Genomic DNA, 14,281 nt, shown 5'->3' with positions numbered 1-14,281 from the left:
AGGCTCAGCAATTTTTATTTTGGCTGTGCAGCAGTCACGATGGCCGGGCGCAGCAGACGGTCGGCAATCATGTAACCTTTTTGCAACACCGTGACGACGGTGTTCGCTTCCTGCTCCGAAGGCACGACGGCCACGGCCTGGTGCTTGTTCGGGTCGAGCTTGTCGCCCGCCTGCGGCATCACTTCGACCAGGCGGTTCTTTTCGAACGCGGCGGTAAGCTGCTTGAGGGTCATCTCGACGCCTTCCTTGATCGAGTCCACGGTGGGCGCTTCGACCTTCAGGGCCATCTCGAGGCTGTCGCGCACCGGCACCATGGCCTCGGCAAAGCTCTCGATCGCAAATTTATGGGCCTTGCTCACATCTTCCTGGGCGCGGCGGCGGATATTGTCCGCTTCGGCTTTCGCGCGCATGAATGCATCGTGCATCTCGGCCAGCTTGGCTTCGGTGGCGCTCAGCTGTTCTTCGAGGCCGGTTTCCGACGATTGCGCGGCCTGCCCTGCATTCGCGGCATTTGCCGCGTCGGCAGCGGCATTCGCTTCCGGCTGGTTGGACACCTCTTGGTTTTCTTGGTCTTGCATCGAAAAAACTCCTAGAATCAAGGACTTGGCTGATTGTTTAACTGGTCCTGCTTGTCACACGGGCCACATATGGGGCGATCCCCTACGTTTTCAAGGGGAATTGCAGGGCTAACATGTGCATGTCGCGTCATTTTTTGTTACAAGATTTACGCGGCAGCAGAACCCTGCAACCATTGGTCGTTCTACCATGTTTCCTAACTGGAACAGGGGAAAGATCATGAGACTGCATCTGATCAGCGGCGCCGTGGTGGTCTGGACTGCCCTCGCACTGGCAGCGATCTGCCTGGCGGAGCTTGGGGCGACGCCGCAAAGCGTGCCATTTTAACAGCTTCGCATGCCGACTTTGTTTGCGTGGGCTCGGGAAGCCCACCCTACGATGGCCGACAATGCGGGGTGGGCACCTCGTGCCCGCGTCGACCTTCCGTCACGCGCCCAAGCGGGCGGCATGCTCGCGCGCGGCGTCCGCATCCTGGCGCCGGGCTTCGCGCTGTGACGGGCTCATCATCGTGGGCCAGCCGATCAGGTGCTGCTCGGCGATCTCCGCCAGCCCCGTGATCCAGACCGGATTATCGTTCAGGCAAGGTATGTAGTGGTATTCCTGGCCGCCGTTCATCTCGAAATCGCGCCGCACTTCCATATTGATTTCTTCGAGGGTCTCCAGGCAGTCGCTGGTGAAGCCCGGGCACATCACGTCGATGCGCTTGACGCCCTCGCGCGCCAGCTGCTGCACGGTCGGCGCCGTGTAGGGCTGCAGCCACTCGGCGCGCCCGAAGCGCGACTGGAAGGTCACCAGGTACTGTTCCGGCGACAGGCGCAGGCGCGCCGCCAGCAGGCGCCCGGTGCGCTGGCATTCGCAAAAATAGGGATCGCCCAGCATGAGGGTGCGTTTCGGCACGCCGTGGAAGCTCATCACCAGTTTCTCGCCGCGGCCATGGGTCTCCCAGTAATCGAGCACCGAATCGGCGAGCGCCTCGATATAGCCTTCATGGTCGTGGTAGTGCTTCACCAGGCGCAGCTCGGGGATGTTGCGGACCTGGGCGTAATGGGCGTAGACGGCATCCCAGATCGAGGCCGTGGTGGTGCCCGAGTACTGCGGGTAGGCCGGCAGCACCACGATGCGGTCGACGCCCTTCGCCTTCAGCTCGTCGAGCACCTGCGGCAGCGGCGGCGAGCCGTAGCGCATCGCCATCGCCACCTCGACGTCCTCATGGCCGCGCTCGGCCAGCAGCGCCTGCAGCCGGTTCGCCTGGCGCGCCGTGTACACCTTCAGCGGCGAGCCTTCGCGGGTCCAGATCATCGCGTACTTCTGCGCCGACTTCCCGGAACGGAAAGGCAGGATGACGAGCTTGAGGATCAGGTTCCAGATCGCGCGCGGGATTTCCACCACGCGCGGGTCGGACAGGAATTCCTTCAGATAGCGTCGCACCGCCTTGCGCGTGGGCGCGTCCGGCGTGCCGAGATTGACCAGCACGACGGCGCTCTTGGCGATCGTGCCATGGGTGTGAGGCGGTTCTTTTCTGAAGGGCATGAGTTGGGATAGGCGGATTCGACCTGTAATTATGCCATCCGTCGTCCCCGCGCAGGCGGGGACGACGGGCAGGCGACGGCTCAAGACGCCAGCAGCTCGCGCGCGTGCTTGCGCGTGGTCTCGGTGATCTCGATGCCGCCCAGCATGCGCGCCACCTCTTCCACCCGCTCTTTCTTGTCCAGCACGTCGATGCGCGAGACGGTCTTGCCCTCGCTGGTCGTGCCCTTGGCTACCTGGAAGTGCTGGTTCGCCTGGCTCGCCACCTGCGGCAGGTGGGTCACGCACAGCACCTGGCGGCTGTGGCCGAGGCGCTTCAGCAGGCGGCCCACCACTTCCGCGACGCCGCCGCCGATGCCGGTATCGACCTCGTCGAAGATCAGGGTCGGCACCGTGGTGGCGTGCGATGTGATGACGGCGATCGCCAGCGAGATGCGCGCCAGTTCGCCGCCCGAAGCCACCTTGGCCAGCGCGCGCGGCGCCACGCCGGCGTGGCCGGCCACCAGGAATTCGACCTGCTCCATGCCGTACACGGCCGGCTCGCAGGGGTTCAGCGCGGCCACGAAACGCCCGCCGCTCATCGACAGTTCCTGCATCGCTTCGGAGACCTGCTCGCTCAGGCGCTGCGCCGCTTTCCGGCGCGTGGCCGACAGCGCGGCGGCCACTTCCAGGTAGGCGGCCTTCGCCTTCTCCTCCTGGCGCCGCAAGCCTTCGACGTCGGTGGCGTCGGCCAGCTGGCGCAGCTTGGCTTTCAGGGTTGCGTGCTCGTCCGGCAGTTCCTCCGGCGTGACGCGGAACTTGCGGGCGGTGCTGTGGATCGCATCCATGCGCGCATCGACCTGGGCCAGGCGCTCGGGATCGAGCTCGACCTTGTCGATGTAGTCGTTCAAGGCGTACACCGCTTCCTGCAACTGGATACGGGCCGGCTCCATGCAGTCGAGCACATTCTGCAGGCCGGCGTCGACGTCGACCAGCTTGGCCAGCTTCTGGTTCATCGAGGACAACTGCGACAGGATGGGCTGCTCGGATTCGGAGATGGCGTTCAGCGCTTCCTGCGCGCCTTCGAGCAGGCTGGCCGCGTGCGACAGGCGGCTGTGCTCGTTGGTGATTTCAAGCCACTCGCCCGGCTTCACGGCCAGCTTGTCCAGCTCGCCCACCTGCCATTCGAGGCGCTCGCGTTCGAGCAGCACGTTCTTCGCATTGGTCTCGAATTCCTCGCGCTGGCGGGCCAGCGCGCGCCAGGCTTTGTAGCAGGTCGCGACCGCGTGCACCTGGGCCGTCGATTCCGGATCGCGCACGGCGATCTGGTTGTCCAGCAGCGCACGCTGGGCATCCTGCTTGAGCAGCGACTGGTGCGCGTGCTGGCCGTGGATGTCCACCAGCAGCTCGCCCAGTTCGCGCAGCTGGCCGGCGGTGGCGGCAATGCCGTTGATATAGGCCTTCGAGCGGCCGGCATTGTCGATCACCCGGCGCAGCAGCGCGCCGCCCTCCTCGATGCCGAACTCGTTCTGCTCGATCCAGCCGGTGGCCGCCGGCGTGAGGGCGAAGTCGGCGCTGATGTCGGCCTTGGCCGCGCCTTCGCGCACCATGCTGGCGTCGCCGCGTCCGCCCAGCGCGAGCTGCAGCGCGTCGATCAGGATCGACTTGCCGGCTCCGGTCTCCCCGGTGAAGACCGTGAAGCCATTCGAGAACTCGAGTTCGATCGTATCGACGATGACGAAGTCGCGGATGGTCAATGTGCGCAACATGAAGAAACAGGTCTCCTGAGGATCGGTAAATAAGCGGATTTCTTGTTGATTATTTCAGCTTGCCGTCGCTGGAGGGATACTCGTTCCAGTGCAGCTTTTCGCGCAGGGTGTGATAGTAGCTCCACCCCTCGGGATGCAGGAAGGTGATGGTGTTCGGCGAGCGCGAGATCATGATCTGGTCGCCGTGCTGCAGGCTCGTGAAAGTCTGCATGTCGAAGTTCACGCTGATGTCGCGCCCATTCATGATTTCGACCACGATGTCGCTGGTGTCCGGCACCACGATCGGGCGGTTCGACAGCGCGTGCGGCGCGATCGGCACCAGCACGATGCCGGCCAGGGTCGGATGCAGAAGCGGACCGCCGGCCGACAGCGCGTACGCGGTCGAGCCGGTGGGCGTGGAGATGATCAGGCCGTCCGAACGCTGGTTGTACATGAAGGCGCCGTCCACCGTCACCTTCAGTTCGGCCATGCCGGCGCCGGAGCCGCGCGCCACCACCACGTCGTTGACGGCCACCGAGCAATGCATCTCCTTGCCGTCGCGGACCAGGCGCGCTTCCAGCAGGGTGCGTTCCTCCGCCCGCGCCTTGCCGCTGAGGATCTCGGCCAGCGCCGGCAGCATGCGGTCGATCGGGATGTCGGTCATGAAGCCGAGGCGGCCCTGGTTGATGCCGATGAGGGGCACCTTGTAGCGGGCCAGCTGGCGCGCCACGCCCAGCATGGTGCCGTCGCCGCCCATCACGATCACGAGCTTGGCCTGTGCGCCGATCTCGTCGACGCCCATGGCGGCCACGCCCGCCACCTGCACATGGCCGGCGGTCTCCTGCTCGAACACGACACGGTAGCCGGCATCGCGCAGGAAATTGACGATGGCCTGCACCGGCTCGGCGATCCCGGCAGTGTTGTGCCGTACGACCAGCGCGATGGTTTGTTGCGTTTCGGGCGTAGCGGACATAGGGAGATCTCGGCGGTAATGGACAACGACACGGGGGAGATTAACCGATTCTCCCGGCTTCTGCCATACGGCCGCCTGGCAATCACTGTACAAACGCACAGTATATTTGGCCGGCGCAGATCCGGCAAGATTCGCCGGAACTTAATGCGACGCCCCGACTCCCACCGTGACCGAGATGGCAACGGTCAGTGTCAGCAGATGCAGGAACATCAGCACGATCCATCTTAATGCCGTCATCTTGCGCGAGCCGCCATACACGCGGCGCATCGCGGTCGGCAGGTAGAAGGTCAGCCACAGGCCCAGCAGCTTGCCGGCCAAGGGTACGCCGGACGGGATCACCAGCAGCAGGGTCAGCATCAGGAAGGCGAAGGCATTCGTGTGCAGCGCGAACAGCAGGTGCTCGCCGTAGCGCTTGCCTGTGCCCAGGTAAAGTATTTTCAGGTACAGGGCGAACAGCGGCATCATCGCGAACACCGCATAGGGCGCGGAGCCGAAGAAGACCTTCTTGAGCTTCGCGCCATCGTCGTCGGCGGCGGCGCCGGCGATTTTTTCGATCTTCTCGAGAATACCGGACTTGTCCTCGCCGAGGTCTTTCTTGATGTCCTGCAGGGCCTCGTCCTTGCGCAGTTCCGCGCGCGCCTTGTCCATCGCCGGTGGATCGTCGCTTTCGTCCTCGTCCGGTTTGGCGGCCGCGGCGGCAGGCGGGTGCGTGGACCTTGCGTTCTTCTTGTCCTGCGGGTCGATCTTGACGACTGGGGCGCCGTCGAGTTTGACGCCAGCGATGTGATGATCCTCGCCCATGAACTTAAACACGGCAAAGAAGATCAGACTGAAGGTCAGGTAGACGCGCAGCGGCTCGATGTAGCGCACGCGGCGTCCCTGCATGTATTCGAGGCTCAGCTGGCCGGGCTTGAGCAGCAGCAGTTTCATCGTCTGCAGCAGCTTGCCCTCCAGCGCAACGTAATGGCCGACGAATTCGTGCAGGAACTCGCGCGTGCTGGGCGGGTGCAGCACGGTCTCCTGGCCGCATTCGTGGCAGAAGTTCCCGGACACATGGGCCCCGCAATTCGGGCAGTCGCTGGCGGTATGGTGGAGGTCGACTTGAGAGTTCACGGCAATTCCCGGCAAACGGCACACAAACCAGCATGTTAGCTATTTAATTGCAAAAAAGCATCAAAGTCTTTGTATTCAATTGCGCGACCCGCTTTCAGGCTGCGCGTTAGGCTTTAAGCAATGTGAGCATGCTTGAGGAGAATTGCTATGGTAGAAGAAGCCAAGGACCGCGTCGTCAACACCGACTGCAAGATCGAAGAGCAGGACTACAAGCGCGAACCGCACGAGCGCGACGAATCGCCGGACGGCCAGGACATCAAGCCGCGCGGCATCATCCAGCAAGCGGCTTCGGACCTGGAAAACGGCCTGGTCGATACCGAGAATTACGAGGGCCGCGGCACGCCCGGCATCGAACAGGCTGTCGACCCGAAACCGGGCGCCACCGGCCAGGCCGAGCCGCAGCCCGAGCGCCATCGCGACATGCGCGATCACGATGCCGCCCGCCTGGGCAACGATGGAAAAAAACAATGACGCCGCGCGTCCTCACGGCGGCCCTGCTGGGCGCCGCGAGCCTCGGTGCGTGCGCCCAGCAGCCCGTCTCTCCGGCCCTGTCCGCCGGCGGCTACGCGCCCGGCTTCGGGCCGAATCCGACCCTGCCGGCGCCCGAGCATTCGCTGATCCCGACGGTCCACATCGCGAAGGCCGAGGCCTGGCCGCAGGGCACGCATCCGACGCCGGCCGCCGGGCTGGCGGCCACCGCCTACGCGAGCGGCCTGGACCACCCGCGCTGGCTCTACGTGCTGCCGAACGGCGACGTGCTGGTTGCCGAAAGCAACAAGCCGGGCAATGCGCCGAAGGAGCCGGGCATCAAGGCCAAGGTGCAGGGTCTGGTAATGAAGCGCGCCGGCGCCGGCGTCGAATCGCCGAATAAAATCATCCTGCTGCGCGGCGTGAAGGCCGACGGCACCGCGGAAACGAAAACGGTGTTCGCCGAGAACCTGAATTCACCCTTCGGCATGACCCTGGCCGGCAGCGACCTGTACATCGCGAATGCCGATGCGCTGTGGCGCTTCCCATACAAGACCGGCGAGACCACCCTCAGCGGCCAGGGCGTGAAGGTGATGGACCTGCCGGCCGGGATCAACCACCACTGGACCAAGAACGTGGCGGCATCAAAGGACGGCAAGAAGCTTTACGTGACCGTCGGCTCGAACAGCAACGTCGCCGAGAACGGCATGGCGGCCGAACAGGGCCGCGCCGCGATCTGGGAATATGACATTGCCAGCGGCAAGGGGCGCATCTTTGCTTCCGGCCTGCGCAACCCGAACGGCCTGGCCTTCCAGCCGCAAACCGGGGCGCTGTGGACCGCCGTCAACGAACGTGACGAGCTGGGCAACGAGCTGGTGCCCGACTACATCACTTCGGTGAAGGACGGCGCCTTCTACGGCTGGCCGTACAGCTACTACGGCCAGCACGTCGATACCCGCGTCAAGCCGCAAAACGCCGACATGGTCGCCAAGGCGATCGCGCCGGATTACGCGATGGGCGCGCACACGGCCTCGCTGGGCCTGGCCTTCTACGACGCCAGCCTGCTGCCGCAGTTCAGGAACGGCGCCCTGGTCGGCCAGCACGGCTCGTGGAACCGCAAGCCCTATTCCGGCTACAAGCTGGTCTTCGTCCCCTTCAGCGACGGCAAGCCGAGCGGCCCGCCGCAGGACGTGCTGACCGGCTTCCTGAGCAAGGACGACAAGGCCTATGGACGACCGGTCGGCGTCGCGGTCGACAAGCAGGGCGCGATCCTGCTGGCGGATGACGTCGGTAACGTGGTGTGGCGGATCACGCCAGCCGCGTCGGGTAAATAAGCAAGCAAATGAGCAAAAGGAGCTACTCAAATGATCAAGCGTAAGGGAAGCGCCGTCTGGAGCGGCGGACTGAAAGACGGCAAAGGCACGGTCTCGACCCAGAGCGGCGTGCTGAACCAGAGCCAGTACGGCTTCAACACCCGTTTCGAAGACGGCGCCGGCACCAATCCGGAAGAACTGCTGGCGGCGGCCCACGCCGGCTGCTTCACGATGGCCCTGTCGGCGCAGCTGGGCGAAGCCGGCATGACCGCGCAAAAGCTGGAAACCACGGCCACCGTCTCGCTGGACAAGCTTGATGGCGGCTTTGCGATTCCGGCCGTCCACCTCGAGCTGGTCGCCACCATCCCGGGCGCCGATGAACAGGCCTTCCAGGAAGCGGCGCGCAAGGCCAAGGAAGGCTGTCCGGTGTCGAAGCTGTTCAATGCCGAGATCACGCTGGACGCGAAGCTGCAGTCGTAATTTCGTAGGGTGGGCTCTCCGAGCCCACGCGGACGCCGGCAAGAATCCGCCCGAGCGCATAAAATCTTCGCTTTCCATTCACATTGACAGGAACAAGAATGCGCCTCCTGCACACCATGCTACGCGTCGGCGACCTGCAGCGCTCCATCGACTTCTACACCAAGGTGCTGGGCATGAAACTGCTGCGCACCAGCGAGAATACCGAGTACAAGTACACCCTGGCCTTTGTCGGCTACGGCAACAACCCGGACCACGCCGAGCTCGAGCTGACCTATAACTGGGGCACCGATAAATACGAGATGGGCACCGCCTACGGCCACATCGCGATCTCGACCGAAGACATTTATAAAACCTGCGAACAGGTGCGCGCAGCGGGCGGCAACATCACCCGCGAACCGGGTCCGGTCAAGGGCGGCAGCACCGTGATCGCTTTCATTACCGACCCGGATGGCTACAAGGTCGAGCTGATCGAGCGTGCCGACCATGCGGGCGGTGGCGGCCTGAGCAACTAAGAGCAGCTGCCGGCAGCCTTTTGCCGGCCCTGCTACAATCGTCTTCGCCTGCTTGAGCAGGCAAACAACCAATACGTCTTCGGGGCGGGGTGCAATTCCCCACCGGCGGTATGGCTATCACGGCCGAGCCCGCGAGCGCCTGCGGTGCGACACTGCAGGGTCAGCAGACCTGGTGAGAAGCCAGGGCCGACGGTATAGTCCGGATGAAAGAAGATGTGCGTCATAACGCGTCCTGCTGCCGCTATCGGTATGTAGCGCCGCGTCGTTTCGCTTTGCCCTGATGCGTTCCTTTTACTTTTGCAAGGAGCGTCTCAATGACCAGCAACACCACCACCATCGACACCTTCACGCTCGAGAGCAGCGACCTGCCAGGCCGCATCGCCGCCGCCCTCGCGGCCACGCGCGCGGGCATTCCCGTGATCCTGCTCGACGATTTCGACCGCGAGAACGAAGCCGACCTGATCGTCGCCGCCGAAAAGCTCAGCGTCGAGACCATGGCCGTGATGATCCGCGAATGCAGCGGCATCGTCTGCCTGTGCCTGTCCGACAGCAAAGTGCGCGCGCTCGAGCTGCCGCCGATGGCGCCCGAAAACGGCAGCCGCTACGGCACCCCGTTCACCGTCTCGATCGAAGCGCGCGAAGGCGTCACCACCGGCGTCTCGGCCCAGGACCGCGTGACCACCATCCGCGCCGCCATCGCCCACAATGCCAAACCCGGGGACCTGGTCCGTCCGGGCCACGTGTTCCCGCTGCGCGCCAACCCGGCCGGCGTGCTGGGCCGCAAGGGCCATACCGAAGGCTCGGTCGACTTGTCCATCCTGGCCGGCCTGCAGCCTGCCGCCGTGCTGTGCGAGCTGATGAACGAAGACGGCAGCATGATGCGCGGGGAAAGCATCGAACGCTTCGCGCGCGAGCGCGGCTATCCAATTTTGACGATCGCCGAGCTGATCGCGTGGCGTACGCAGCTGGAGCAGAAGGCGGCTTAAACGAAAAAACGGCGCCGCGGCGCCGTTTTTCACGTCAATGATAAAACCGCTCAGGGCTGCGACAGCAGCGCATTCACCGGCAGCAGGTCTTCCTCGCGCAGCGAACCGGCGGCCGCTTTCAGCTTCAGGCCGGCCAGGATGGTGTTGTAGCGCGCCTTGGCCAGGTCGGTGCGGGTCTGGTACAGCTGGCGCTGGGCGTTCAGCACGTCGATGTTGATGCGCACGCCAACCTGGTAACCCAGCTTGTTCGATTCCAGCGCGGAGTTGCTCGAGACTTCGGCTGCTTCCAGCGCCTTCACCTGGGCCAGGCCCGAGTTCACGCCGAGGAAGGACTGGCGCGCCAGCAGGGCCGCGTTGCGGCGGTTGGCTTCGAGGTCGTTCCTGGCCTTGTCTTCCAGGGCGATCGATTCGCGCACGCGGCTGGTGACGGCGAAGCCGCTGAAGATCGGGATGCTGTACGAGATGCCGATCGCGTTGTTGGTCGAACGGCCCGACTGCTGGGTCTGGCCGCTGAGGCTCGTATGCTGCGAACTCGCCACCAGGTCCAGGGTCGGGTAGTGGCCGGAGCGCTGCTTCGAGATCTCGCGCTTGGCCGATTCCACCTGCAGCTGGGCCACCGACACGGCGTAGTTCTGGTTCTCGGCCGCCGAGACCCACTGGTCGACGTTGATCGGCTGCGGCGCGGTCAGGTTGACGCCGGTGCGCAGGGTGGCCAGCGCGGCCGGCGGGGTACCGATGATGGCCTGCAGCGCGGTCTTCTTGCTTTCCAGGTCGTTGACCGCGGCGATCTCCTGCGAGATCACCAGGTCGTAGGCGGCCTGGGCTTCATGGGTGTCGGTGATGGTCTGGGTGCCGACTTCGAAGTTGCGCTTCGCCGAGGCCAGCTGCTCGGTCACGGCTTCCTTCTGGGCGCGGGTCGAGGCCAGGGTGTCCTGGGCCGCCAGCACGTCGAAGTAGGCCTGGGCCACGCGGGTGATCAGGTCCTGCTGGGCCTGGGCGAACTGGGCTTCGGCGATCGACTGCTGCAGCTTGCTCTGCTGGTAGGTTTCCCAGCGGTCCCAGCGGAACAGCGGCTGCGACAGCTGGACCGTGTACTGCTTCTGGGTCGTGGTAGCCGAACCGCCCTGCACGATCTGGCTGACGCCGTCCTCGTCAGTGATGATGGCGCCGTTGTTCCACGGCGTGCTCTCGCCCTTGGCGCGAGTCACGTTACCGACCACGCCGATCGTCGGCAGCAACCCCGCACGCCCCTGGGGGACGCGTTCGCGGCCCACGGCAGCGGAAGCACGCGCGCTCGCATAGGTGGCGTCATTCGCCAATGCCTGCTGGTACACCTGGAGCAGATCGGCCGCCTGGGCGTTGAGCGAGAAAAACGCGCTGGCCAACAGCACGGCGATGAGGGGTTTCTGCATTACTTTCTCCGTCGGAGTCATCAATAGTCAATGGACACAGGCCGCCAGGATGCTCGGTACATCAGTACTTCGGCATCGAAGGATCGACCTGCACGGCCCAGGCGTGTATGCCGCCTGTCAAATTCGTAATCTTTTCAAATCCGTTACGTTCCAGGAAAGCCGCCACCTGCATGCTGCGCGCGCCGTGATGGCACACGCAGACGATTTCCTGGTCATCGTCCAGCTCGCCGACGCGGATTGGGATCAGGTTCATCGGGATCTGCTTCGAACCGTCGATATGGCAGGTCTCGAATTCCCAGTTTTCCCGCACGTCGAGCAGCAGCGGTTTCGGGCGCGACGGGTCGGCCAGCCAGGCCGCCAGTTCGGGAGCGCTTAGATGCTGCATCGTCTTAGAACTGGAAGTGCGAGACTGCCGGCGCGCCGGTCAGGTACTTCACGTTGGTCTCGAACACTTTCACCGTGTTCCAGCTGTTCTCGCCGGTGCGGGTGACGATGTTGAATTCCATGGCCGGCGGCTCGCCCACGATCGCAGCGATGCGGCCACCCACCTTCACCTGCTTCAGGAAGGCTTCCGGCAGCACTTCCAGCGCGCCCGAGATCACGATCACGTCGTAGGGTGCGTCCTTGTCCCAGCCCGCGGCGCCGTTGCCCAGTTCCACGGACACATTGCTGATGCCGGCCTTGGCCAGGTTTTTCTCGGCCAGTTCCTTGATTTCCGGGTTCACTTCCACGGTGGTGACCTTGGCCGCGCGGTGCGCCATCAGGGCCGCCATGTAACCCGAGCCGGCGCCGATTTCCAGCACGGTCTCATGCTTCCTGAGGCCGATTTCCTGCAGCGCGCGCGCTTCCAGCTTCGGGTTCAGCATGGACTCGCCGCCCGGCAGCGGGATTTCGGCATCCGCGAACGCCAGGTTCTGGTACGCGGCCGGCACGAACTGTTCGCGCTTGACCACGTGCAGCAGGTCGAGGATGTCGGTGTCCAGCACGTTCCACGGACGGATCTGCTGTTCGATCATGTTGAAACGGGCTTGTTCGATATTCATGTTGTTACTCGGCGAGAAATTAAATAATCCGATATTTTATCGTTGAACGGCCTCGGGAACACATCTTAGCGATATGGCACCCGAGACCACGGGAAATTGCGACAGTCTGCAGTTTAGGAGGGATGAACGCCGGAAAAAGGCGTCCTGACTCGACAAGCCGGTCACGCCGCGGGCTTGCTGGCAGCCGGCAGCAGGCCGTTCAGGGCCATGTCGAGGAAGGTGTCGAGGAAGGCCAGCGGTTCCAGCTCGGCGCGCGGGCAGGGACCGACCGAATGCTTCCAGGTGATCAGCATCAGCATGGGCGCCACCAGCACCTGGGTCAGCAGGGTGATGTCCATGGGGCGGAACTCGCCGCGCTCGATGGCGCGTTCCAGCATGCCGGCCATGGCGGCGGTGCCGCGGTTGATGACCTCTTCCTGGTAGAAGCACGCCAGTTCGGGGAAGTTGTCGGCCTCGGCCATGACCAGCTTGATGATGCCGGAGGCCTTGGTCGCGCCCAGGCGCTGCCACCAGGAATGGATCACGTGACGCAGCAGATCGGCGCTGTGGCCTTCGAATTCGGCGACGGAGGTTTCGGCATCGCCGATGACGGGCACGATGCTGCCGCGGACCACGGCCTTGAACAGCTCTTCCTTGTTCTCGTAGTACAGGTAGAGCGTGCCTTTCGAGACCCCGGCGCGGCGCGCGACGTCTTCCAGGCGTGTGGCGGCGTAGCCACGTTCGACGAACAGGTCGATGGCTGCCTCCAGCAACTCCTGGGGCCGCGCGTCTTTACGGCGCTCCCAGCGTGGCTTGGCATCAAATGGGCATGGCATGCTTCTGTCCGACAACTAACTGTTGAGTCAGGAAATATAGACCGGGGGCTGGGGGGAGTCAAGCTACCGGTAGTATACTTACAGGATGAATCTCTCGCCCGAACCCGCCAGCTGCCGTCCCGGCTGCGGCGCCTGCTGTATTGCTCCCTCGATCAGCTCCCCCATCCCCGGCATGCCCAACGGTAAGCCGGCCGGCGTGCGCTGCGTGCAGCTCGACGAGCGCAACGGCTGCAGGATCTTCGGGCAGCCGGCGCGGCCCAGGGTTTGCGGCGGCCTGCAGCCTTCGCACGAAATGTGCGGCGATTCAAGCGGGCAGGCGATGTTCTTCCTGAGCGAGCTGGAGCGATTGACCGCCTGACAAGGCGGAAAAATGATACCGGGTAACTCGACGGCAGGCGGCCCCGGCATGGTAAGCTTGCGGCCTGCCGCCGTTCCGTCGTACCGCGCAGCCCCTTCCCCGTTCCGACCACAATAACATCCTTAATAAAACTTCATGGACATTATTCTCGCCCTGAAAGCGATCATCATGGGCCTCGTCGAGGGCTTCACCGAGTTCCTGCCGATTTCCTCCACCGGCCACCTGATCCTGGCGGGCAGCCTGATCAACTTCACGGGCGAAGTCGCCAAGGTGTTCGAGATCGCCATCCAGGCCGGCGCGATCCTGGCCGTGATGTGGGAATACCGCGCGCGCATCGGCACCGTGCTGGGCGGTTTGACCTCGGATGCGCGCCAGCAGAAGTTCGTGCTCAACCTGGTCGTCGCCTTCCTGCCGGCGGCCGTGCTCGGCTTCCTGTTCAGCAAGGCGATCAAGGCCCACCTGTTCGCCCCGGTTCCGGTGGCGCTGGCCTTCATCGTCGGCGCCTTCGTGATCCTGTGGGCGGAACGCCGCCATAAAGTGCTGCCGGGCTCGCACCGCGTCGAGACCGTCGACGACATGAACATGCTCGACGCCTTCAAGGTCGGCTGCGCCCAGTGCTTCGCGCTGGTCCCGGGCACCAGCCGTTCCGGCGCCACCATCATCGGCGGCATGCTGTTCGGCCTGTCGCGCAAGGCGGCCACCGAATTCTCCTTCTTCCTGGCGATCCCGACCCTGCTGGCGGCCACCGTGTATTCGGTCGTCAAGGCCCGCCACGACCTGCACATGAGCGACCTGCCGCTGTTCCTGGTCGGCGGCGTGGCGGCCTTCATTTCCGCCTTCCTTTGCGTCCGTTGGCTCTTGCGCTTCATCAGCACGCACGACTTCACGGGCTTCGCCTGGTACCGTATCGTGTTCGGTATCGTCGTGCTGGTTTCGGCACACTTCGGTTGGGTAATCTGGGCGGACTAAAAGCAAGAC

Annotated in this window: 16 protein-coding genes and 1 riboswitch; of the genes, 7 read left to right on the top strand and 9 right to left on the bottom strand. The window is 64.2% G+C overall.

Features of this window, described 5'->3' with window-relative positions:
* Positions 1-14: 14 nt before the first annotated feature.
* The 5 genes from grpE to ACFPO9_RS23270 form a co-directional block, all read right to left on the bottom strand.
* A complete protein-coding gene (gene grpE, locus ACFPO9_RS23290; protein WP_379775564.1) occupies positions 15-578 on the bottom strand; it encodes a nucleotide exchange factor GrpE in 564 nt (187 codons plus the stop codon).
* Between the two features lie 424 nt (positions 579-1,002).
* Complete coding sequence (gene hemH, locus ACFPO9_RS23285; protein WP_379775561.1) at positions 1,003-2,106, bottom strand: ferrochelatase; 1,104 nt, start codon at positions 2,104-2,106, stop codon at positions 1,003-1,005.
* An 80-nt stretch (positions 2,107-2,186) separates the two neighbouring features.
* Entirely contained in the window at positions 2,187-3,851 is a 1,665-nt protein-coding gene (recN, locus tag ACFPO9_RS23280; RefSeq protein ID WP_379775559.1) for a DNA repair protein RecN, read from the bottom strand.
* 49 nt (positions 3,852-3,900) lie between these two features.
* Positions 3,901-4,803: an NAD kinase gene (locus ACFPO9_RS23275; protein ID WP_379775557.1), complete on the bottom strand. Its 903-nt coding sequence runs from the start codon at positions 4,801-4,803 to the stop codon at positions 3,901-3,903.
* Positions 4,804-4,944: 141 nt separating this feature from the next.
* Positions 4,945-5,916, bottom strand: a complete 972-nt coding sequence (locus ACFPO9_RS23270; protein ID WP_379775556.1) for a DUF3667 domain-containing protein — start codon at positions 5,914-5,916, stop codon at positions 4,945-4,947.
* Positions 5,917-6,063: 147 nt separating this feature from the next.
* Between ACFPO9_RS23270 and ACFPO9_RS23265 the strand changes: the two genes are divergently transcribed.
* The 5 genes from ACFPO9_RS23265 to ribB all read left to right on the top strand — a co-directional run bounded on the left by ACFPO9_RS23265 (position 6,064) and on the right by ribB (position 9,675).
* Positions 6,064-6,387, top strand: a complete 324-nt coding sequence (locus ACFPO9_RS23265; RefSeq protein WP_379775554.1) for a hypothetical protein — start codon at positions 6,064-6,066, stop codon at positions 6,385-6,387.
* A complete protein-coding gene (locus ACFPO9_RS23260; RefSeq protein ID WP_379775551.1) occupies positions 6,384-7,718 on the top strand; it encodes a PQQ-dependent sugar dehydrogenase in 1,335 nt (444 codons plus the stop codon). Before ACFPO9_RS23265 ends, ACFPO9_RS23260 begins: the two co-directional genes overlap by 4 nt.
* A gap of 30 nt (positions 7,719-7,748) precedes the next feature.
* Positions 7,749-8,177, top strand: a complete 429-nt coding sequence (locus ACFPO9_RS23255) for an OsmC family protein (protein WP_379775548.1) — start codon at positions 7,749-7,751, stop codon at positions 8,175-8,177.
* Positions 8,178-8,275: 98 nt separating this feature from the next.
* Positions 8,276-8,689: a lactoylglutathione lyase gene (gloA, locus tag ACFPO9_RS23250; RefSeq protein ID WP_379775546.1), complete on the top strand. Its 414-nt coding sequence runs from the start codon at positions 8,276-8,278 to the stop codon at positions 8,687-8,689.
* Between the two features lie 71 nt (positions 8,690-8,760).
* Positions 8,761-8,908, top strand: a riboswitch (FMN riboswitch).
* A gap of 95 nt (positions 8,909-9,003) precedes the next feature.
* Positions 9,004-9,675, top strand: coding sequence for a 3,4-dihydroxy-2-butanone-4-phosphate synthase (gene ribB / locus ACFPO9_RS23245; protein ID WP_379775543.1), 672 nt, complete (start codon positions 9,004-9,006; stop codon positions 9,673-9,675).
* A 50-nt stretch (positions 9,676-9,725) separates the two neighbouring features.
* Here ribB and ACFPO9_RS23240 read toward each other — a convergent pair whose 3' ends face one another.
* The 4 genes from ACFPO9_RS23240 to ACFPO9_RS23225 all read right to left on the bottom strand — a co-directional run bounded on the left by ACFPO9_RS23240 (position 9,726) and on the right by ACFPO9_RS23225 (position 12,945).
* Positions 9,726-11,087, bottom strand: a complete 1,362-nt coding sequence (locus tag ACFPO9_RS23240) for a TolC family outer membrane protein (RefSeq protein ID WP_379775540.1) — start codon at positions 11,085-11,087, stop codon at positions 9,726-9,728.
* 61 nt (positions 11,088-11,148) lie between these two features.
* Positions 11,149-11,472 carry a rhodanese-like domain-containing protein gene (locus ACFPO9_RS23235; RefSeq protein WP_379775538.1) on the bottom strand — a complete coding sequence of 108 codons (324 nt, stop codon included), beginning with the start codon at positions 11,470-11,472 and terminating at the stop codon, positions 11,149-11,151.
* Positions 11,473-11,476: 4 nt separating this feature from the next.
* Positions 11,477-12,130: a protein-L-isoaspartate O-methyltransferase family protein gene (locus tag ACFPO9_RS23230; RefSeq protein WP_379775535.1), complete on the bottom strand. Its 654-nt coding sequence runs from the start codon at positions 12,128-12,130 to the stop codon at positions 11,477-11,479.
* A 161-nt stretch (positions 12,131-12,291) separates the two neighbouring features.
* Positions 12,292-12,945 carry a TetR/AcrR family transcriptional regulator gene (locus ACFPO9_RS23225; RefSeq protein ID WP_379775532.1) on the bottom strand — a complete coding sequence of 218 codons (654 nt, stop codon included), beginning with the start codon at positions 12,943-12,945 and terminating at the stop codon, positions 12,292-12,294.
* Positions 12,946-13,030: 85 nt separating this feature from the next.
* Between ACFPO9_RS23225 and ACFPO9_RS23220 the strand changes: the two genes are divergently transcribed.
* Together ACFPO9_RS23220 and ACFPO9_RS23215 are read left to right on the top strand one after the other, a co-directional pair.
* Positions 13,031-13,303, top strand: a complete 273-nt coding sequence (locus tag ACFPO9_RS23220) for a YkgJ family cysteine cluster protein (RefSeq protein WP_379775530.1) — start codon at positions 13,031-13,033, stop codon at positions 13,301-13,303.
* A gap of 135 nt (positions 13,304-13,438) precedes the next feature.
* Complete coding sequence (locus tag ACFPO9_RS23215; protein WP_379775528.1) at positions 13,439-14,272, top strand: undecaprenyl-diphosphate phosphatase; 834 nt, start codon at positions 13,439-13,441, stop codon at positions 14,270-14,272.
* Positions 14,273-14,281 lie beyond the last annotated feature (9 nt).

The organism is Massilia aerilata (assembly GCF_042656905.1).
GTDB classification, from domain to species: Bacteria; Pseudomonadota; Gammaproteobacteria; order Burkholderiales; family Burkholderiaceae_D; genus Telluria; species Telluria aerilata.
This window is presented reverse-complemented; position numbering and strand designations above follow the sequence as displayed.